The organism is Mesorhizobium sp. M1078, assembly GCF_040318615.1.
Lineage (GTDB): Bacteria > Pseudomonadota > Alphaproteobacteria > Rhizobiales > Rhizobiaceae > Mesorhizobium.
In genome coordinates this window covers 133,481-148,889 of sequence record NZ_JAMYMP010000015.1, presented here as the reverse complement: position 1 = coordinate 148,889, position 15,409 = coordinate 133,481, and the positions used below count along the sequence as shown (strand labels likewise).

The following is a 15,409-nucleotide window of genomic DNA, read 5'->3' as shown; positions in this document are numbered from 1 at the left end:
GATGCCAGTCTCTCGTCAAACCATCGCCGGTCCTCCCGGCGAAGGAGAAAACTGTCACCCATGCTATCGGTCCATTCTGTTACCTATCTATCCGGTTCGGACACCGCCACCTTCTCCCCGTATAGTGACGGGGAGAAGGGAGACACTCTGGCAACACTCACCTTCTTCGGTTAGCTTCGCCAAAATTCCTTGGCGGAAGGATGAACCTTTTTGAACCGATCGGCGACAGAGCAGACAGGAGCCAGGCGGCTCGACCGGCCATGACGGCAGCGACCGAGACTGATCGCGCGCTTGTCGACCGGGTCGCGAAGGGCGACCGTGCCGCTGTTCGGCTGCTGTTCATGCGTCACCACGCGCGGGTCTACCGCTTCGTGGTGCGCCAGACGGGATCGGAAATGATGGCCGACGATATCGCAAACGAGGTCTTTCTTGAGCTGTGGCGCCAGGCGCCCGGTTTCGAAGGGCGCTCGGAAGTCTCGACATGGCTGCTCGGCATCGCCCGCTTCAAGGCGCTGTCGATGCTGCGCAAGAAAAAAGAAGACTGGATCGATGACGACGATGCGGCGCAGGTTCCCGATGGCGCCGACACGCCGGAAGTCGCCACCATGAAGGAAGACAAGGGCGCCGCCTTGCGGCGCTTCGTCGATGCCTTGCCGGAGGAACACCGCTCGGTGGTCGACCTTGCCTATTACCATGGACAGTCGGTGACGGAGATCGGCGAGGTGCTCGGCATCCCGGTCGCCACCGTCAAGACCCGAATGTTCTACGCCCGCAAGAAACTCGGCGAAGCCCTCAAGGCCGCCGGTTACGACAGGGGGTGGCCATGAGCAATCCTGAAGATATGAGCGCCGCTGAAAAAATGTCACGCCGTGACGAAATGGAAACGCTGCTGCCGTTCTACCTGAACGGCTCGCTGGAAGGCTCGGACCTCGAAGCCGTCGAGGAATGGCTGGCGAGCGATCCGGCGGCGATGGCGGCGCTTGGCGAGGCTGAGGCGGAATTCTCCGGCGCCACCGCCGCCAACGAAGCGATCCGGCCACCGGCCGATGCGCTCAGCCGCTTTGCCAGGGCGCTTGACGCCGAAGCCGGACCGGTCCGCGCGCCGGCGGGCCGTTCCTGGCTGTCGCAGGCGCTCGGCCGTGTCATGGCGGTGCCGGTCGGTGTCGCCTGGGCGGCGGCCGCTGTCTTGCTGGCGTTGGTCGTGGTGCAGTCCTACGTGCAGACCGGCGGCAAGGGTAATGATTTCGAGATTGCCGGGGCCGAGGACGAGTTGGCGAAACTGCCGTTCGCCCTGATCAAGTTCAAGCCGGACGCGAAGATGTCCGACATCGCTGTCTTCCTCGACCAGAACGGGCTGAAGATCGCCGGCGGGCCGGCCGCCTCGGGTGTCTTCCGTATCGCCATCCCGGCCAAGACCGGAGCAGACTATGCCAAGCTCGTCGGCCTTATTGCCGCCCAGCCTTTCGCGGAAACTGTGATCGAGGGAAGGAAACCGGTTGATGGCAGCTAAGGCGGTCACTCGATTTGCGGCGATCCTGGCGGCGGCGATGACAATCGCCGCCGTGCCTGCGTCGGCGCAGACCAATGATCCCAATGCCGGCCGGGCCGACTGCACCGGCGCGACCGGAGCGACGGCCGCCGACTGCCCGAAAGACGGCAATGACGCCAAGGGCGGTGCGGGCGCCGGAGAGCAAGGTGCTGTTACCCTTCCGGCCCTGATCGTCGACCTGTTTCCCAATCCACCCGCTGCCGCGGCGCCCGTGCCGACGCCACGGCCGTCAGCGCCGCCGGCCGACACGCAGGCCGGACCGCCTGCCGGTGGCCCCATCGTTTCGCCGACCGATCTTGTCGCGACCGCTCCCAGGCGTGCCATCCCCGGCGAGTTCGTGCCAGACGAGGTGCTGGTGACCGTCGATGGCGACGTCGGCGCCGTCCAGCAGATAGCTGCCTCCTTCGGCCTCGAAGTGCGCTCGCAGCGCCAGTCGCGGCTGCTCGGCACGACGCTGGTGCGCTTCGGCATCCCCGACGGTCGCCCGGTCGGCACCGTGCTGGCGCAACTGGCCGCCGATGGCCGCACCCTGCGGCGCGAGCCCAACCATGTCTATTCGCTGCAGCAGGCGGCCGGCATCGTCAACTATGCCTTCGAGCGCATTCAGCTCGACAACAAGCAAGCCAGTGGCGAAAACGTGCGCATCGCCGTCATCGACACCGGCATAGACGACACCAATCCGGCGCTGTCCGGCGTCATTGCCGACCAGTTCGACGCCATGCCCAACGTGCCGGTCGAAAAGCGTGACCACGGTACCTCGGTCGACGGGCTGATCGCCGGCGTCGGCGCGCTCGAAGGCATGGCGCCCGGCGCCAGGATCTATCACGCCCGCGCCTTCGAGGACGGCAGGTCGACCATGGATGTCATCCTGTCGGCGCTCGACTGGGCGGCGGACCAGAATGTCAGCATCATCAATATGAGTTTCGTCGGCCCCAAGAACGATCTGCTCGCCACCGCCTGCCGCAATGCGCGCGGGCTCGGCATCATCCTGGTCGCTGCTGCCGGCAACAACGGGCCGAAAGCGCCCTATGGCTACCCCGCCGCCTATGACGGCGTGATCGCGGTCACCGCCACCGACGCCAAGGACGGGCTGATGCAGCAGGCCAATCGCGGCGCTTATGTCTTCATCTCGGCGCCCGGCGTCGAGATGGTGGCGCCGAGCGGCGCCGGCACGGACGTCGTCACCGGCACTTCGTTTGCCGCCGCGATTGTCTCCGGCGCCATCGCCAACCTGATCCACGCCTCGCCCGAGCGCTCGGCTGACGACATCGAAAAGGCGCTTGCCGCCACCGCCAGGGATCTTGGCCCGAAAGGCCGCGACAAGGATTTCGGCTATGGCCTGCTGGATACGAAGGCGGCGGCTGCGGCCCAGAAGTGAGCCTGCGAATTCAGAGCGCCGGACCTAACCGGACAGGGCTGCCATCATGGAAGCGTGACAGGCGGAAGCGGCTGAGGTCGTGTCCGGTCTCGTTTCCCTGAATCATGTCCGCAACGACGCGGCCTATGCCAGGCCCGATGCCGAAGCCGTGACCGCTCATCCCCGTCGCGACGAAAAGGCCGCCGACTGCCTCTACCCGATCCACGACGGGGACGACGTCGGGCATGGCATCGATCATGCCACCCCAGCTTGCCTTCAGGCGAACCGTCTCGAACTGCGGAAAGAGGTGCTTGAACTTGCGTTCTATCGAACGCAGACGGGCCGGTTCCGGGGCCGGGTCGAGCACCCGCATTCTCTCGAAAGGGCTGTGCGAATCCGGCGCCCAATCGCGCGGCGTCGACCAGGCATCGGGGTAACCTGACGGCGCGAACGGAAAGTAGCGTGTCCCCAGCGGATTGCCCCTCAGCGCAGGAAGGTATTTGGAGGCGTGCCGGAATGCATCAGGTCCCAGGTAATGCAGATGGCTGCCGCCCGCGGCGAGCGTGTAGCCGCCATCCTGCCGGCGCCGGAAAGCGATGTGTTCGTCAGTCGCCGCGCCTGCATAGATTTCAGCCAGGGGCTCGGTTGCGGCGACGGTTACCCTGACACTGAGCTGGGGGATGGAGACGCCGTGTCTTCTCAGGAACAGGGATGACCAGGCGCCTCCGGCGACCAATACGCTGGAGGCCTCGATATACCCCGCCTCGGTCCACACGCCCTTGACCTTGCCGGCCGAGATTTCGAGGGTTCGCGCCGCGCAGTTCTCCACGATTTTGACGCCTTTTCGCACGGCGAGCCGGGCAAGTGCGGGCACCGCCAGCCAAGGCTCCGCACGCATGTCGGAGGGCGTCGTCATCGCGCCCTTGAATTTGCGCGACATGCCTTTGATGAGTGTCGCGGTTTCGTTTCCGTCCAGGAGACGGGTGTCGAGCGCATGCATCGCGGCGATCTTCATGAACGCTTCGAAGCCGGCCATGTCCTTGTCGGTGTTCGCCAGGTAGGTCACACCTGTTTGGGTCAGGCCGATGTCTTCGCCGCATTCCTCAGCCAGTTGCCGCCACAGGCGAATAGCCTCGATGACGATGGGCAACTCGTCGGCGTCGCGTCCTTGCTTTCGAATCCAGCCCCAATTCCGGGACGACTGTTCAGCCGCTACACGCCCTTTTTCCAGCAGCGTCACCGGAATGTTGCGCTGCGCCAGGAAAAGCGCTGTCGTCACGCCGATAACGCCGCCGCCAACGATCACCACATCCGAACTCTTCGGGGGTGGGCCAGAATGTTGGATTGTATCCGCTTCGGAAAACGGGAATGGGGGCAAGTGGCATACCTGTGGGCTGGTCGATGGCGCTGGCTAGGTGGTTGCCACCCTCCAGAAACCAAAGCAAGGGCAGGTGCAAGCAGACCGTTGTCCCACAAGACTTCAATCAATCTAGTCAACGTTCGCAAGGGTTCGAACTCGGCCCACGAAGTGACTGGATTGATCCCTACACCGGCGCGCCTGCCACCGAGCCCCTGACCACAAGGTCGACCGGCCAGACCTCGCCTCGCGCCCCTTCTTCCAAGCCTGATATCCGCGCCGCCAGGCGTTCGGCGACGCGGGCGCCGGCGAGGCGGATCGACGAGCGCGTCGTCGACAGCGGCACGGAAAAATTCTCCGGCTTCAGCCATGGAAAGACGTCGTCATGGGCAATCAACGACAGGTCGCCGGGAATGGTCAGGCCAAGGTCGCGCACCGCGCGCACGACGCCTAGCGACATGATCAGGCTGGAGCAGGCGATCGCCGTCGGCCGCTCGCTCTGTTCGAGCAGGCGCCTGGCGGCGCGGTAGCCGTTCTCCTCGGTCATGGTGAGTGAACAGACATGGCGCTCGCCGAGCGTCAGGCCGCTCGCGGCCAGCGCCCTGCGCATGCCGCGCTCGCGGTGGATGGCGAAGGTCTCGCGGTCGTCGCCATTGATCAGCGCCAGCCGGCGGTGGCCGAGCTGAACCAGCAGCCGGGCGGCGTCGTGGAAGCCGCCCTCATTGTCGATGTCGGTGAAGGGGTAGTCGAAATCGAAGCCTTCGCTGCGGCCATGGACGATGAAGGGAATGCCGAGCGTGTTGACCAGCGCCACCCGCCGGTCGGCCGGGCGCGGCGAGGAGATGTAGACGGCGTCGACCTGGCGGTTGGCGACGATGCGGCGATAGGTGGTTTCCTGGTCGTCGGCATCGGCCGGCGACAGCACCAGGTCGAGCTCGTGCGAGCGGGCATAGTCGCCGAGACCCGACAGGAACTCGACGAAATGCGGGTCGATGTCGACGGAGGCGCCCGTCGGCAGCACATAGCCGATCATGCCCGTCTTGCCGGTCGCCAGCCGGCGCGCGCTCGGGTTGGGCCGGTAGCCGTGGCGCTTGGCGGCATCCACCACGCGCCGGCGGGTTTCCTCGTTGACCTCCGGATAGCCGTTGAGCGCACGGCTTACCGTTGTCTGCGACAGGGCTAGCATATGAGAGAGCTGCTTCAGGTTCACTGGGAGGCCTCCAAGCCTCAAAGCGCTTTTAATTTGGAAGCCACGCGGCGCCACAACGGGCGCGGCCAAGCTGGTCGACCATACGCACTGGTCCGGCCAGTTTGAAGCTTAATACGCTGCTGCACCGCCGTAAAACTATGCTGCAGTGCACTTTACCAAGTCTTCCAGCTCGAAATTAAATCGATTAGCCCACCGCCCTCTTGACTTCCAGCCGATTCAATGGCGAGATCAAAAAGACCAAAGCGCTTTGGAAGACTCTTCGAAAGGTTGCGGTTCCTTTCTGAACGAGTCACAGTCCTGCAGCGTCGGCGGGCGGAATGGAGGTTCCGTCCGGGTGTATGTGTCCACACTGGGAGGAATACCGATGAAGAAGATGCTTCTGCTTGGCGCAGCGTTTGCCACGCTCGCCTTGTCCCTGCCGGCGCAAGCCGAACTGAAGTTCAAGCCCGGGGAAGACAAGCGCTTCAACTGGGCCAATTACGAAGAGCTGAAGAAGGTCGATCTCAAGGGCGAGACGCTGACCATCTTCGGGCCCTGGCGCGGCGAGGACGAAGGCCTCATCCGCACTGTTCTCGAATATTTTCAGGAAGCCACCGGCGCCGAGATCAAATACTCCTCGTCGGAAAATTACGAACAGCAGATCGTCATCGATACCCAGGCCGGCAGCCCGCCCAATATCGCCGTACTGCCGCAGCCGGGCCTGATCCAGGATCTGGCGTCCAAGGGCCTTTTGACGCCGCTGGGCGACGACACCGCCAAATGGATCAAGGACAATTACGGCGCCGGCCAGTCATGGGTCGATCTCGGCACCTTCAAGGACAAGGACGGCAAGCCGGGCTTCTTCGCCTTCCCCTACAAGGCCGACGTGAAATCGCTGGTCTGGTATTCGCCCGACAATTTCGAGGAAGCCGGCTACAAGGTTCCCAAGACCCAGGAAGAGCTCGCCGACCTCGAGAAGAAGATCATCGCCGACGGCGGCACGCCGTGGTGCATCGGCCTCGGCTCAGGCGGCGCTACCGGCTGGCCGGCGACCGACTGGGTCGAAGACATCATGCTGCGCACCCAGGCGCCCGACGTGTATGACAAGTGGGTAAAGAACGAGATCCCGTTCAACGATCCGGCGGTGGTCAAGGCCATCGACATTTTCGGCAAGATCGCGACCGACGACAAGATGGTCGACGGTGGGGCCAAGGCGGTTGCCGCGACCGACTTCCGCGACAGCCCGAAGGGCCTCTTCTCGGTGCCGCCGAAATGCTACCTGCACCATCAGGCATCGTTCATCCCGACCTTCTTCCCGGAAGGCACAAAGGTTGGACAGGACGCCGACTTCTTCTACTTCCCGCCCTATGCATCCAAGCCCGAGCTGGGCACGCCTGTGCTCGGCGCCGGCACGCTGGCCATGATCACCAAGGATTCGAAGGGTGCACGCGCGTTCATCGAATTCCTGAAAATGCCGCTGGCACATGAAATCTGGATGGCCCAGGGCGGCTTCGTCACGCCGCTCAAGTCGGTCAACAAGGATGCCTATGCCAGCGACGCGCTGAAGAAGCAGGGCGATATCCTCGCCAATGCCTCGACCTTCCGCTTCGACGGTTCGGACCTGATGCCGGGCAAGATCGGCGCCGGCGCCTTCTGGACCGGCATGATCGATCTGGTCGGCGGCAAGTCGGCGCAGGATGTCGCCACCGACATTCAGAAGAGCTGGGACGCTATCAAGTAGTCAGCTGGCAAGCAGTCAGCTGGCAAGCAGTCAGCTGGCAAGTAACCACTGCCAAGTAATCAGCCGCTTTGGCGGCAAATCAGGACTTCCTCCACAGACTGGGTCCGGGCCGCTATGGCCCGGATCCGACCGGCGCCTTACGCCGGACCGATTTGCGTTCGTTCGTTTCAGAATAACTTAAATCGGCGCAGAGCCACATCGCCAGGGCTGTTCAAGGCCCGGCCGATCATGCGCAGGGAAGAGGGACCCATGGCTGCTCAGATCTTATCGGCCATTTTTGTCATCATCATCGGCGTCGGCGGCTGCGTCGCCTATTTCTGGGGCGCCAACAAGCTGGTCGACCTGATATTCCCGTCGCGCGGCGTGGCCGGGGCTGCGGCCATCGACAATCTGCGCCGGCAAGGACTGGTCCGTCCGTGGCTGTTCGTCGGCCCGGCGATGATCATCCTCACCGTCTACCTGATCTATCCGGTGGTGGCGACGCTCTGGCTGTCCTTCCTCGACCGCGGCGGCCAGCATTTTGTCGGCTTCGCCAACTATGAATGGGCGTTCGGCGACCGCGAGTTCCGCAACTCGATCCTGAATAACATCATCTGGCTGGCGGTGGTGCCCGCCGCCTGCACCTTTCTAGGGCTGATAATCGCCGTGCTCACTGACAAGATCTGGTGGGGCACGATCGCCAAGAGCCTGATCTTCCTGCCGCTGGCGATCTCCTTCGTCGGCGCCAGCGTGATCTGGAAATTCATCTACGAATATCGCGGCGAGGGCCAGACGCAGATCGGTCTGCTCAACGCCATCATCCAGTATTTCGGCGGTCAGCCGCAGGTCTGGATATCGCTGCCGTTCTGGAACAATTTCTTCCTGATGATCATCCTGATCTGGATCCAGACCGGCTTTGCCATGGTCATCCTGTCTTCGGCGTTGCGCGGCATCCCCGAAGAGACGCTTGAAGCCGCGGTCATCGACGGCGCCAATCCGTTCCAGATCTTCTGGAAGATCATGGTGCCGCAGATCTGGGGCACCATCGCCGTGGTCTGGACGACGATCACCATCCTGGTGCTGAAAGTGTTCGACATCGTGCTGACCATGACCAATGGCCAGTGGAACAGCCAGGTGCTGGCCAATCTGATGTTCGACTGGATGTTCCGCGGCGGCGGCGATTTCGGCCGCGGCGCCACCATCGCCATCATCATCATGATCGCGGTCATCCCGATCATGGTCTGGAACATCCGCCAGGCGAACAAAGAGACGGGAAGACATTGAGATGGCCGTCGCGACCGGGAAGTCCTTTGCCAGCCGCTTCGGCGTCCACATCGCCGTGCTCCTCTTCGTCGCCATCTGGACCGTGCCGACGCTCGGCATCCTGGTCTCGTCACTGCGCGACAAGGACCAGATCATCGCCTCGGGCTGGTGGAACTCATTCTCCAGCTCCAGCCAGACTGAAGCCGGCCGCCTGCCGCCGGCCTCGGCGCAGGTCGAGAAGGACGGCAAGTTCGTGCTTGCCGGCAACATCTTCGGCGACGGCGCTACGCGCAACATCAGCGCCTTCGGCGTCAAGTCGGCGGCACCGACGCAATATCCGGCCGGCACCACTGCCGATCTCGGCGACGGCGTGACCTTGCAGCTCAATGCCGACGGCACGTTCGTCATGAGTTCGCCCAAGGCTTTCGAAGGCGACCGTGGCCAGCGCGTCTATTACGCCTCGTCGGCGCCACCGAAATTCACCACCGACAATTACAAGACCGTGCTGTTTTCGGAGGGCATCGGCCGCTCGTTCATAAACTCGCTGACCGTCACCATCCCGGCGACGGTCATCCCGATCCTGATCGCCGCCTTCGCCGCCTATGCATTGGCGTGGATGCGTTTTCCCGGCCGCGCCTTGCTGATCGCCACAATCATCGGCCTGCTGGTCGTGCCGCTGCAGATGTCCTTGATCCCGCTTTTGAAGATCTACAACGGCGTCGGCATCTTCTTCGGTGTGCCGTCGAAAACCTATCTCGGCATCTGGCTGGCGCATACCGGCTTCGGCCTGCCCTTCGCCATCTATCTCCTGCGCAGCTATATTGCCGGCCTGCCGCGCGAGATCATGGAATCGGCGCGCATAGATGGCGCCAGCGATTTCGAAATCTTCGTCAAGATCGTGCTGCCGCTGTCCTTCCCGGTGCTGGCGTCCTTTGCAATCTTCCAGTTCCTGTGGGTGTGGAACGATTTGTTGGTGGCAATGGTTTTCCTCGGTACCGAAGGGGACCAGATCGTGCTGACCGCGAAGCTCAACGCGCTGCTCGGCTCGCGCGGCGGCGACTGGGAAATCCTGACGACATCGGCCTTCGTCACCATTATCGTGCCGCTGATCGTGTTCTTCTCGCTGCAGCGCTATTTCGTCCGCGGGCTGCTGGCCGGCTCGGTCAAAGGAGGTTGAGACTTATGCAAGCCGCTTTGAAGGCGACCTCGAAGCCCGATCTCGCCGTCGATCGCGACTGGTGGCGGGGCGCGGTGATCTACCAGATCTATCCGCGCTCCTATCAGGACTCCAATGGCGACGGCATCGGCGACCTCAAGGGCATCATCCGCAGGCTGCCCTACATCGCCTCGCTCGGCGTCGACGCCATCTGGATTTCGCCCTTCTTCAAGTCGCCGATGAAGGATTTCGGCTACGACGTCTCGGACTATTGCGACGTCGACCCGATGTTCGGGACGCTCGCCGATTTCGACGCGCTGGTTGCGGAAGCCCATCACCTCGGCCTCAAGGTGATGATCGACGAGGTGCTGTCGCACACCGCCGACAACCATCCATGGTTCAAGGAGAGCCGCGCCAGCCGTAGCAATCCCAAGGCCGACTGGTATGTCTGGGCCGACGCCAGGCCGGACGGCACGCCGCCCAACAACTGGCTGTCGATCTTCGGCGGCTCGGCCTGGCAGTGGGACACCAGCCGCCAGCAATATTATCTGCATAATTTCCTGTCCGAGCAGCCGGACCTCAACTTCCACAATCTGGAAGTCCAGGACGCGCTGCTCGACGTCACCCGCTTCTGGCTGGAGCGCGGCGTCGACGGCTTCCGCCTCGACACCATCAATTTCTACTTCCACAGCCAGGGGCTGGAGAACAATCCGCCGCTGCCGCCCGAAGAGCGCAACGACCAGACAGCACCTGCGGTCAATCCCTACAACTACCAGGACCATATCTACGACAAGAGCCGGCCGGAAAACCTTGCCTTCCTCGAACGGTTCCGGGCGCTGCTCGACGAATATCCGGCGGCCGCCGCGGTCGGCGAAGTCGGCGATTCGCAGCGTGGGCTGGAAGTGGTCGCCGCCTACACCGCCGGCGGCAAACGCGTCCACATGTGCTATTCCTTCGATTTCCTGGCGCCGGAAAAGATCAGCGCCGCCAAGGTGCGCCAGGTGCTGGAAGCCTTCGGCAAGGTCGCCAGCGACGGCTGGTCGTGCTGGGCCTTTTCCAACCACGACGTGATGCGTCCGGCCTCGCGCTGGGCCGCCGACGAGGCCGACCCGGCCGCCTATCTGAAGGTTATCTCGGCGCTGCTGATGTCGCTGCGCGGTTCGGTCTGCCTCTATCAGGGAGAGGAGCTTGGGCTGGGCGAAGCCGAGTTGCAGTTCGAGGATCTGCAGGACCCCTACGGCATTCGCTTCTGGCCCGAATTCAAGGGCCGCGACGGCTGCCGCACGCCGATGGTGTGGGATGCAACCGCCAGCAATGCCGGCTTTTCGACGGCCAAGCCCTGGCTGCCGGTGCCGGGCAAGCACTTGTCGCAAGCGGTCAATGTTCAGCAGGGCGACGCGGCCTCGCTGCTCGAGCACTACCGGCGCTTTCTCGGTTTCCGCCGCCAGCATCCGGCCCTGGCCAAAGGCGACATCGAGTTCATCGAAAGCGAGGGCGACACCGTCGCCTTCACCCGCCGTGAGGGCAATGAGCAGATCGTCTGCGTCTTCAATCTGGCCAGCAAGCCGGCCGAGGTCGATCTCGGTGGTCAGGCGTTGCTGCCATTGGCCGGGCACGGTTTTTCGGGACAATCCGGCACAGGTTCCATCCGCCTCGGCGGCTACGGCGCCTGGTTCGGGCGCATCGACTGAGTTTTTGACGAAACTGGATTTTTTGAGGAAATCCAGGTTCTCTAGGGAAATCACTGGGAGGAAATTATGGCCGATGTCACGCTGAGACAGGTGAAGAAATCATACGGCAATCTGCACATTCTCCACGGCATCGACCTCGACATAAAGTCGGGCGAGTTCATCGTCTTCGTCGGCCCGTCGGGTTGCGGCAAGTCGACCTTGCTGCGGTCCATCGCCGGGCTTGAGGAGATCACCTCCGGCGAGCTGAAGATCGCCGGCGAGGTGGTGAACGACGTGCCGCCTTCCAAGCGCGGCATTGCCATGGTGTTCCAGTCCTATGCGCTCTATCCGCACATGACCGTCTACGACAACATGGCCTTCTCGATGAAGATCGGCAAGGAAAGCAAGGCCGAGATCGACAAGCGGGTGCGGCAGGCCGCCGAAATCCTGCAGCTGACCAAATATCTCGACCGCCTGCCCAAGGCGATGTCGGGCGGCCAGCGCCAGCGTGTCGCCATCGGTCGCGCCATCGTGCGCAATCCGAAAGTGTTCCTGTTCGACGAGCCGCTGTCGAATCTCGACGCGGCGCTGCGCGTCGCGACCCGCATCGAGATCGCCAAGCTCAAGGAATCGATGCCTGCCACGACCATGATCTACGTCACCCACGATCAGGTCGAAGCGATGACGCTCGCCGACCGCATCGTCGTGCTGAAGGATGGCCATATCGAGCAGGTCGGCACGCCGATGGACCTCTACAAGAAGCCCGGCAATCTGTTCGTTGCCCAGTTCATCGGCTCGCCGGCCATGAACATCCTGCCGGCGACAATCGACAGGACGGGCAACCCGACAATCGTCAGCCATGTCGGCGGCCGCAAGGCAACGGTGCCGATCGCAACGCCGGCGTCAGCAAAGGGTGCGGCAGTCAGCTTCGGCGTGCGGCCGGAGGATCTGTCGGCCGCCACCGGCGCGGAATATCTTTTCGAGGGCGTGGTGGACTATGTCGAGCAACTCGGCGAGGTGCAGCTTGTCTATGTCGATATCGGCCGCGCTGACCTGCCGTTGGTGACCAAGCTGCCCGGCAATGTCGAGGTCAAGCGCGGGGCAAAGCTGCGACTGACCGCGGATGCCGGGGACCTGCACATCTTCGACGCCGATGGGCACTCCTTCTCGCTCAAGCCGGTGGAAGTGAAGGCGGCTTGAGATAGCTGCGTCGTACAGGCATGAAAAAAGAGCGGCGGGCCAGGCCCGCCGCTCTTTTTTTAAGCTTCGGCTGTTAGTTGTTGCCGAACCGATCCCTGTCGCTGCTCTGAGGAACGAACTTCTGTTGGTCGTTCGACGAGTTCAGCAGCTTGTAGACCGCCGAGTTGGTGCCGGTCGACGAAGTGCGGGTGGTGTCGACGGCAGCGGCCGGCTGGTTGGCGCCTTCGGAGCCATAATTGTCGCTGCCGGCAAAGGCAGCGCTCGAAACAGCCAGAACGGCTGCGGTGGCAAGAACGATCTTCTTCATTTTAGTCTCCTGAATTTTTCTGATGCCGCCAGCTGCAGCAGATAAGCCCGCCACGTGCTGGAAACCGGCTTTTAGCGGCCGAAAAGGTTACGGTCGGCACCGTGGGCAGGCGCCTGCTCGGCTGGAGCCGACTTCTCAACCGAAGCCGTATGGCCACTATCGGTCGACGTAATCGCAGGCTGGTTGGCGCCGTTCGAACCGTAGTTGTCGCTGCCGGCGAAAGCGCTGCCGGAGATGGCCAAAACGGCGGCGGCAGCAAGGATGATCTTTTTCATTTCAATACTCCTGAATTTTTTGAGATCCCAAGAAGGGCGGGATAGCTGCCCTTCTTTGGTCGGGATCAGCGATTGCCGTAGAGGTCGCGGTCGGCGCCCTGAACGACAGGCTGCTTGTCAGCGTGCGCCGGCTTCTGAATGGAAGCCGTATACGAGCTGTCGACCGAGACGGCTGGCTGGTTCGCACCATTGGAACCGTAATTGTCGCTACCGGCGAAGGCGCTGCCGGTGATCGCCAAAACGGCTGCGGCAGTGAAGATGATCTTTTTCATTTTTAGGACTCCAGTTTGTCTGTCCGTCTAGCGGCGTGTCTTGGGAGGAATTCGCGTCGTTCGGACAGCCCCGATGTGGGAAAGCCATAGGCTGGTTTCCAATCACGAAGTTGTTCCATGTGGACCACGGTCCTGCACCTTGAAATTGTGCCAGAAAGTTCCTCTATGGTCATTTGTCGCATTGTTTTCAGTCGCTTATGCCGAACCGAGTGGTTCGCTCCGGTGTCGGTTTCCGGGCCGTCGTTCACACCGTCCTGCACGCATTGTCAACAGAAACGAACCGTTCGGTTCGATTAGAGATTGCTAATAGTAACTTTTCGATACCGTTGAGCCCTTTTTGCCCCCGATCGAACTGGATCCGCAGCGATTCGAAACGGCGATGATGGCCTCGCAAGAAACGTCTCAGCTCTTTGACCGGCGGCGGGGGGCGTATGCCGCGCGTGTCGCGCCGCATGGATATGATGTCGCTTTCATGCCGACGTCGCGATCGCTGCCGTGATTAGATGATCGCATCTCAGGTGCCGCTTCGTGACGACGCAGCGGAGAATTGGGAAGCCGGTCAGAATCCGGCGCTGCCCCCGCAACGGTGGTGGAGTTCAAGTCGCAACGGGAGACCACTGGGCAAGAGCCTGGGAAGGTGTCGCGATGGTCCGCAAGGACAACTCCAGAGCCCGGAAACCAGCCCGAGATGCCTAGACTCGACTGATCGCGGTGGGCGGTCAAGAGGTGGATAGTGCATGTCCGGAGCCACGCCGGCCTGCGTCCGATCCTTCCTCCATCACCACCAAGTTCAGTCCTTAAACCACGAGGACAGAACTATGGATACGCGCAACGACATGCTGAGGCTCCTGAACGGCCGCAAGCAAGGCTTTTCGCTGGAACAGCCCTTCTACACCGACCCGGACTATTTCAAGCTCGACATGGAGCTCATCTGGTATCGCGACTGGCTGTTCATCGGCCATGATTGCGAACTGCCGAAGCCCGGCAGCTATATCACCGTGCAGATCGGCGATTATCCGGTGGTGCTGGTCCGCGACCAGAAGGGCAACATCAACGCCTTTCACAATTCCTGCCGCCATCGCGGCAGCCGTGTCTGCAACACTGAGAAGGGCATGGCGGCAAAGCTTGTCTGCCCCTATCACCAGTGGACCTACGAGCTTGACGGCCGGCTGCTGTTTGCCCGCCAGATGGCCGACGGTTTCGACAAGAGCCAGTTCGGCCTGAAGCCCGTCGCCTGCGAGAGCGTCGGCGGCTACATCTTCATCTGCCTGGCGAAAGAACCTGCCGACTTTGCGCCGATGCGCGCCATGATAGAGCCCTACCTCAAGCCGCACCGGCTGAATGAAGCCAAGGTCGCCTTCGAGAGCACCATCATCGAGAAGGGCAACTGGAAGCTGGTCTGGGAAAACAACCGCGAATGCTATCACTGCGCCGGCAATCATCCAGAGCTGTGCAAGACATTCCCCGAAGCGCCGACGGTGACCGGCGTGCAGGGCGCCGACAGCGATCCGGAGATGCTGGCGCACTGGGCGAAATGCGAGGCGGCGGGCCTGCCGAGCAAGTTCCGCATCGATCCGGCCGGGCAATACCGCGCCACCCGCGCGCCGCTGCTGCGCGATGCCGTCAGCTACACGATGTCCGGAAAGCGCGCGGTGACGAAGAACCTGTCCGACACTCTTGCCGCCGACCGCATCGGCACCTTGATGCACTACCACTATCCGACGACTTGGAACCACATACTGATCGACCATGCGGTCACCTTCCGGGTGCTGCCGATCAGCGCCACCGAAACCGCGGTGACGACCAAGTGGCTGGTGCACAAGGATGCGGTCGAGGGGGTCGACTACAACCTTGAGGAGCTCACCCATGTCTGGACCGAGACCAACGACCAGGACCGCCGCATCGTCGAGGAAAACGCCTTCGGCATCCTGTCTCCGGCCTATGAGCCCGGCCCCTATTCGGAGCTGCACGAGGGCGGCGTGATCCAGTTCGTCGAATGGTACGCGGCCTTCATCGGCCCGCGCCTTGCCGAAGGTGGCAGGCCGGCGCTGCGCAGCGTCGCGTGAGCTGGAGCAGGCGAAGAAGGACCGGAGG

At 62.7% G+C, this 15,409-nt stretch carries 14 protein-coding genes and 1 riboswitch; of the genes, 9 read left to right on the top strand and 5 right to left on the bottom strand.

Annotated elements, in window-relative coordinates; translation table 11 throughout:
* Positions 1-260 precede the first annotated feature (260 nt).
* Genes NKH38_RS20535 through NKH38_RS20525 form a run of 3 tightly spaced genes read left to right on the top strand, consistent with a single transcriptional unit; the run spans position 261 to position 2,927 of the window.
* The gene (locus NKH38_RS20535) at positions 261-827 is read left to right on the top strand and encodes a sigma-70 family RNA polymerase sigma factor (protein ID WP_023725917.1); all 567 of its coding nucleotides are present in this window, start codon (positions 261-263) and stop codon (positions 825-827) included.
* A 14-nt stretch (positions 828-841) separates the two neighbouring features.
* Complete coding sequence (locus NKH38_RS20530; protein ID WP_352762772.1) at positions 842-1,510, top strand: anti-sigma factor; 669 nt, start codon at positions 842-844, stop codon at positions 1,508-1,510.
* Positions 1,500-2,927 carry a S8 family serine peptidase gene (locus NKH38_RS20525; RefSeq protein WP_352762768.1) on the top strand — a complete coding sequence of 476 codons (1,428 nt, stop codon included), beginning with the start codon at positions 1,500-1,502 and terminating at the stop codon, positions 2,925-2,927. Before NKH38_RS20530 ends, NKH38_RS20525 begins: the two co-directional genes overlap by 11 nt.
* A 10-nt stretch (positions 2,928-2,937) precedes the next feature.
* On the opposite strand, the gene NKH38_RS20520 is transcribed toward NKH38_RS20525, so the two are convergent.
* On the bottom strand, positions 2,938-4,284 hold the full coding sequence (locus tag NKH38_RS20520; protein WP_352762766.1) for an NAD(P)/FAD-dependent oxidoreductase: 1,347 nt from the start codon (positions 4,282-4,284) through the stop codon (positions 2,938-2,940).
* A 166-nt stretch (positions 4,285-4,450) separates the two neighbouring features.
* Positions 4,451-5,473 (bottom strand): substrate-binding domain-containing protein, encoded by a 1,023-nt coding sequence (locus NKH38_RS20515; protein ID WP_352762765.1) that lies wholly within the window; start codon positions 5,471-5,473, stop codon positions 4,451-4,453.
* A gap of 364 nt (positions 5,474-5,837) precedes the next feature.
* On the opposite strand from NKH38_RS20515, the gene NKH38_RS20510 reads away from it, so the two are divergent.
* The 5 genes from NKH38_RS20510 (at position 5,838) to NKH38_RS20490 (ending at position 12,461) form a co-directional block, all read left to right on the top strand.
* Positions 5,838-7,193, top strand: a complete 1,356-nt coding sequence (locus tag NKH38_RS20510; RefSeq protein ID WP_023729696.1) for an ABC transporter substrate-binding protein — start codon at positions 5,838-5,840, stop codon at positions 7,191-7,193.
* 249 nt (positions 7,194-7,442) lie between these two features.
* Positions 7,443-8,456 (top strand): carbohydrate ABC transporter permease, encoded by a 1,014-nt coding sequence (locus tag NKH38_RS20505; protein WP_352762763.1) that lies wholly within the window; start codon positions 7,443-7,445, stop codon positions 8,454-8,456.
* Between the two features lies 1 nt (position 8,457).
* Positions 8,458-9,612, top strand: coding sequence for a carbohydrate ABC transporter permease (locus tag NKH38_RS20500; protein WP_352762761.1), 1,155 nt, complete (start codon positions 8,458-8,460; stop codon positions 9,610-9,612).
* A 5-nt stretch (positions 9,613-9,617) separates the two neighbouring features.
* Positions 9,618-11,282, top strand: coding sequence for a beta-galactosidase BglA (gene bglA / locus NKH38_RS20495; RefSeq protein ID WP_031198273.1), 1,665 nt, complete (start codon positions 9,618-9,620; stop codon positions 11,280-11,282).
* A gap of 66 nt (positions 11,283-11,348) precedes the next feature.
* The gene (locus NKH38_RS20490; protein ID WP_023668888.1) at positions 11,349-12,461 is read left to right on the top strand and encodes an ABC transporter ATP-binding protein; all 1,113 of its coding nucleotides are present in this window, start codon (positions 11,349-11,351) and stop codon (positions 12,459-12,461) included.
* 73 nt (positions 12,462-12,534) lie between these two features.
* Here the strand turns inward: NKH38_RS20490 and NKH38_RS20485 are convergent, their stop codons facing one another.
* The 3 genes from NKH38_RS20485 to NKH38_RS20475 all read right to left on the bottom strand — a co-directional run bounded on the left by NKH38_RS20485 (position 12,535) and on the right by NKH38_RS20475 (position 13,315).
* Positions 12,535-12,768, bottom strand: coding sequence for a DUF680 domain-containing protein (locus NKH38_RS20485; protein WP_352762758.1), 234 nt, complete (start codon positions 12,766-12,768; stop codon positions 12,535-12,537).
* Positions 12,769-12,839: 71 nt separating this feature from the next.
* Positions 12,840-13,043: a DUF680 domain-containing protein gene (locus tag NKH38_RS20480; protein WP_023668886.1), complete on the bottom strand. Its 204-nt coding sequence runs from the start codon at positions 13,041-13,043 to the stop codon at positions 12,840-12,842.
* Between the two features lie 65 nt (positions 13,044-13,108).
* Positions 13,109-13,315 (bottom strand): DUF680 domain-containing protein, encoded by a 207-nt coding sequence (locus NKH38_RS20475; RefSeq protein WP_023819467.1) that lies wholly within the window; start codon positions 13,313-13,315, stop codon positions 13,109-13,111.
* A 499-nt stretch (positions 13,316-13,814) separates the two neighbouring features.
* Positions 13,815-14,016: riboswitch (cobalamin riboswitch) on the top strand.
* Between the two features lie 117 nt (positions 14,017-14,133).
* Between NKH38_RS20475 and NKH38_RS20470 the strand changes: the two genes are divergently transcribed.
* Positions 14,134-15,381, top strand: coding sequence for an aromatic ring-hydroxylating oxygenase subunit alpha (locus NKH38_RS20470; RefSeq protein WP_352762756.1), 1,248 nt, complete (start codon positions 14,134-14,136; stop codon positions 15,379-15,381).
* The last annotated feature ends 28 nt before the right edge of the window (positions 15,382-15,409 follow it).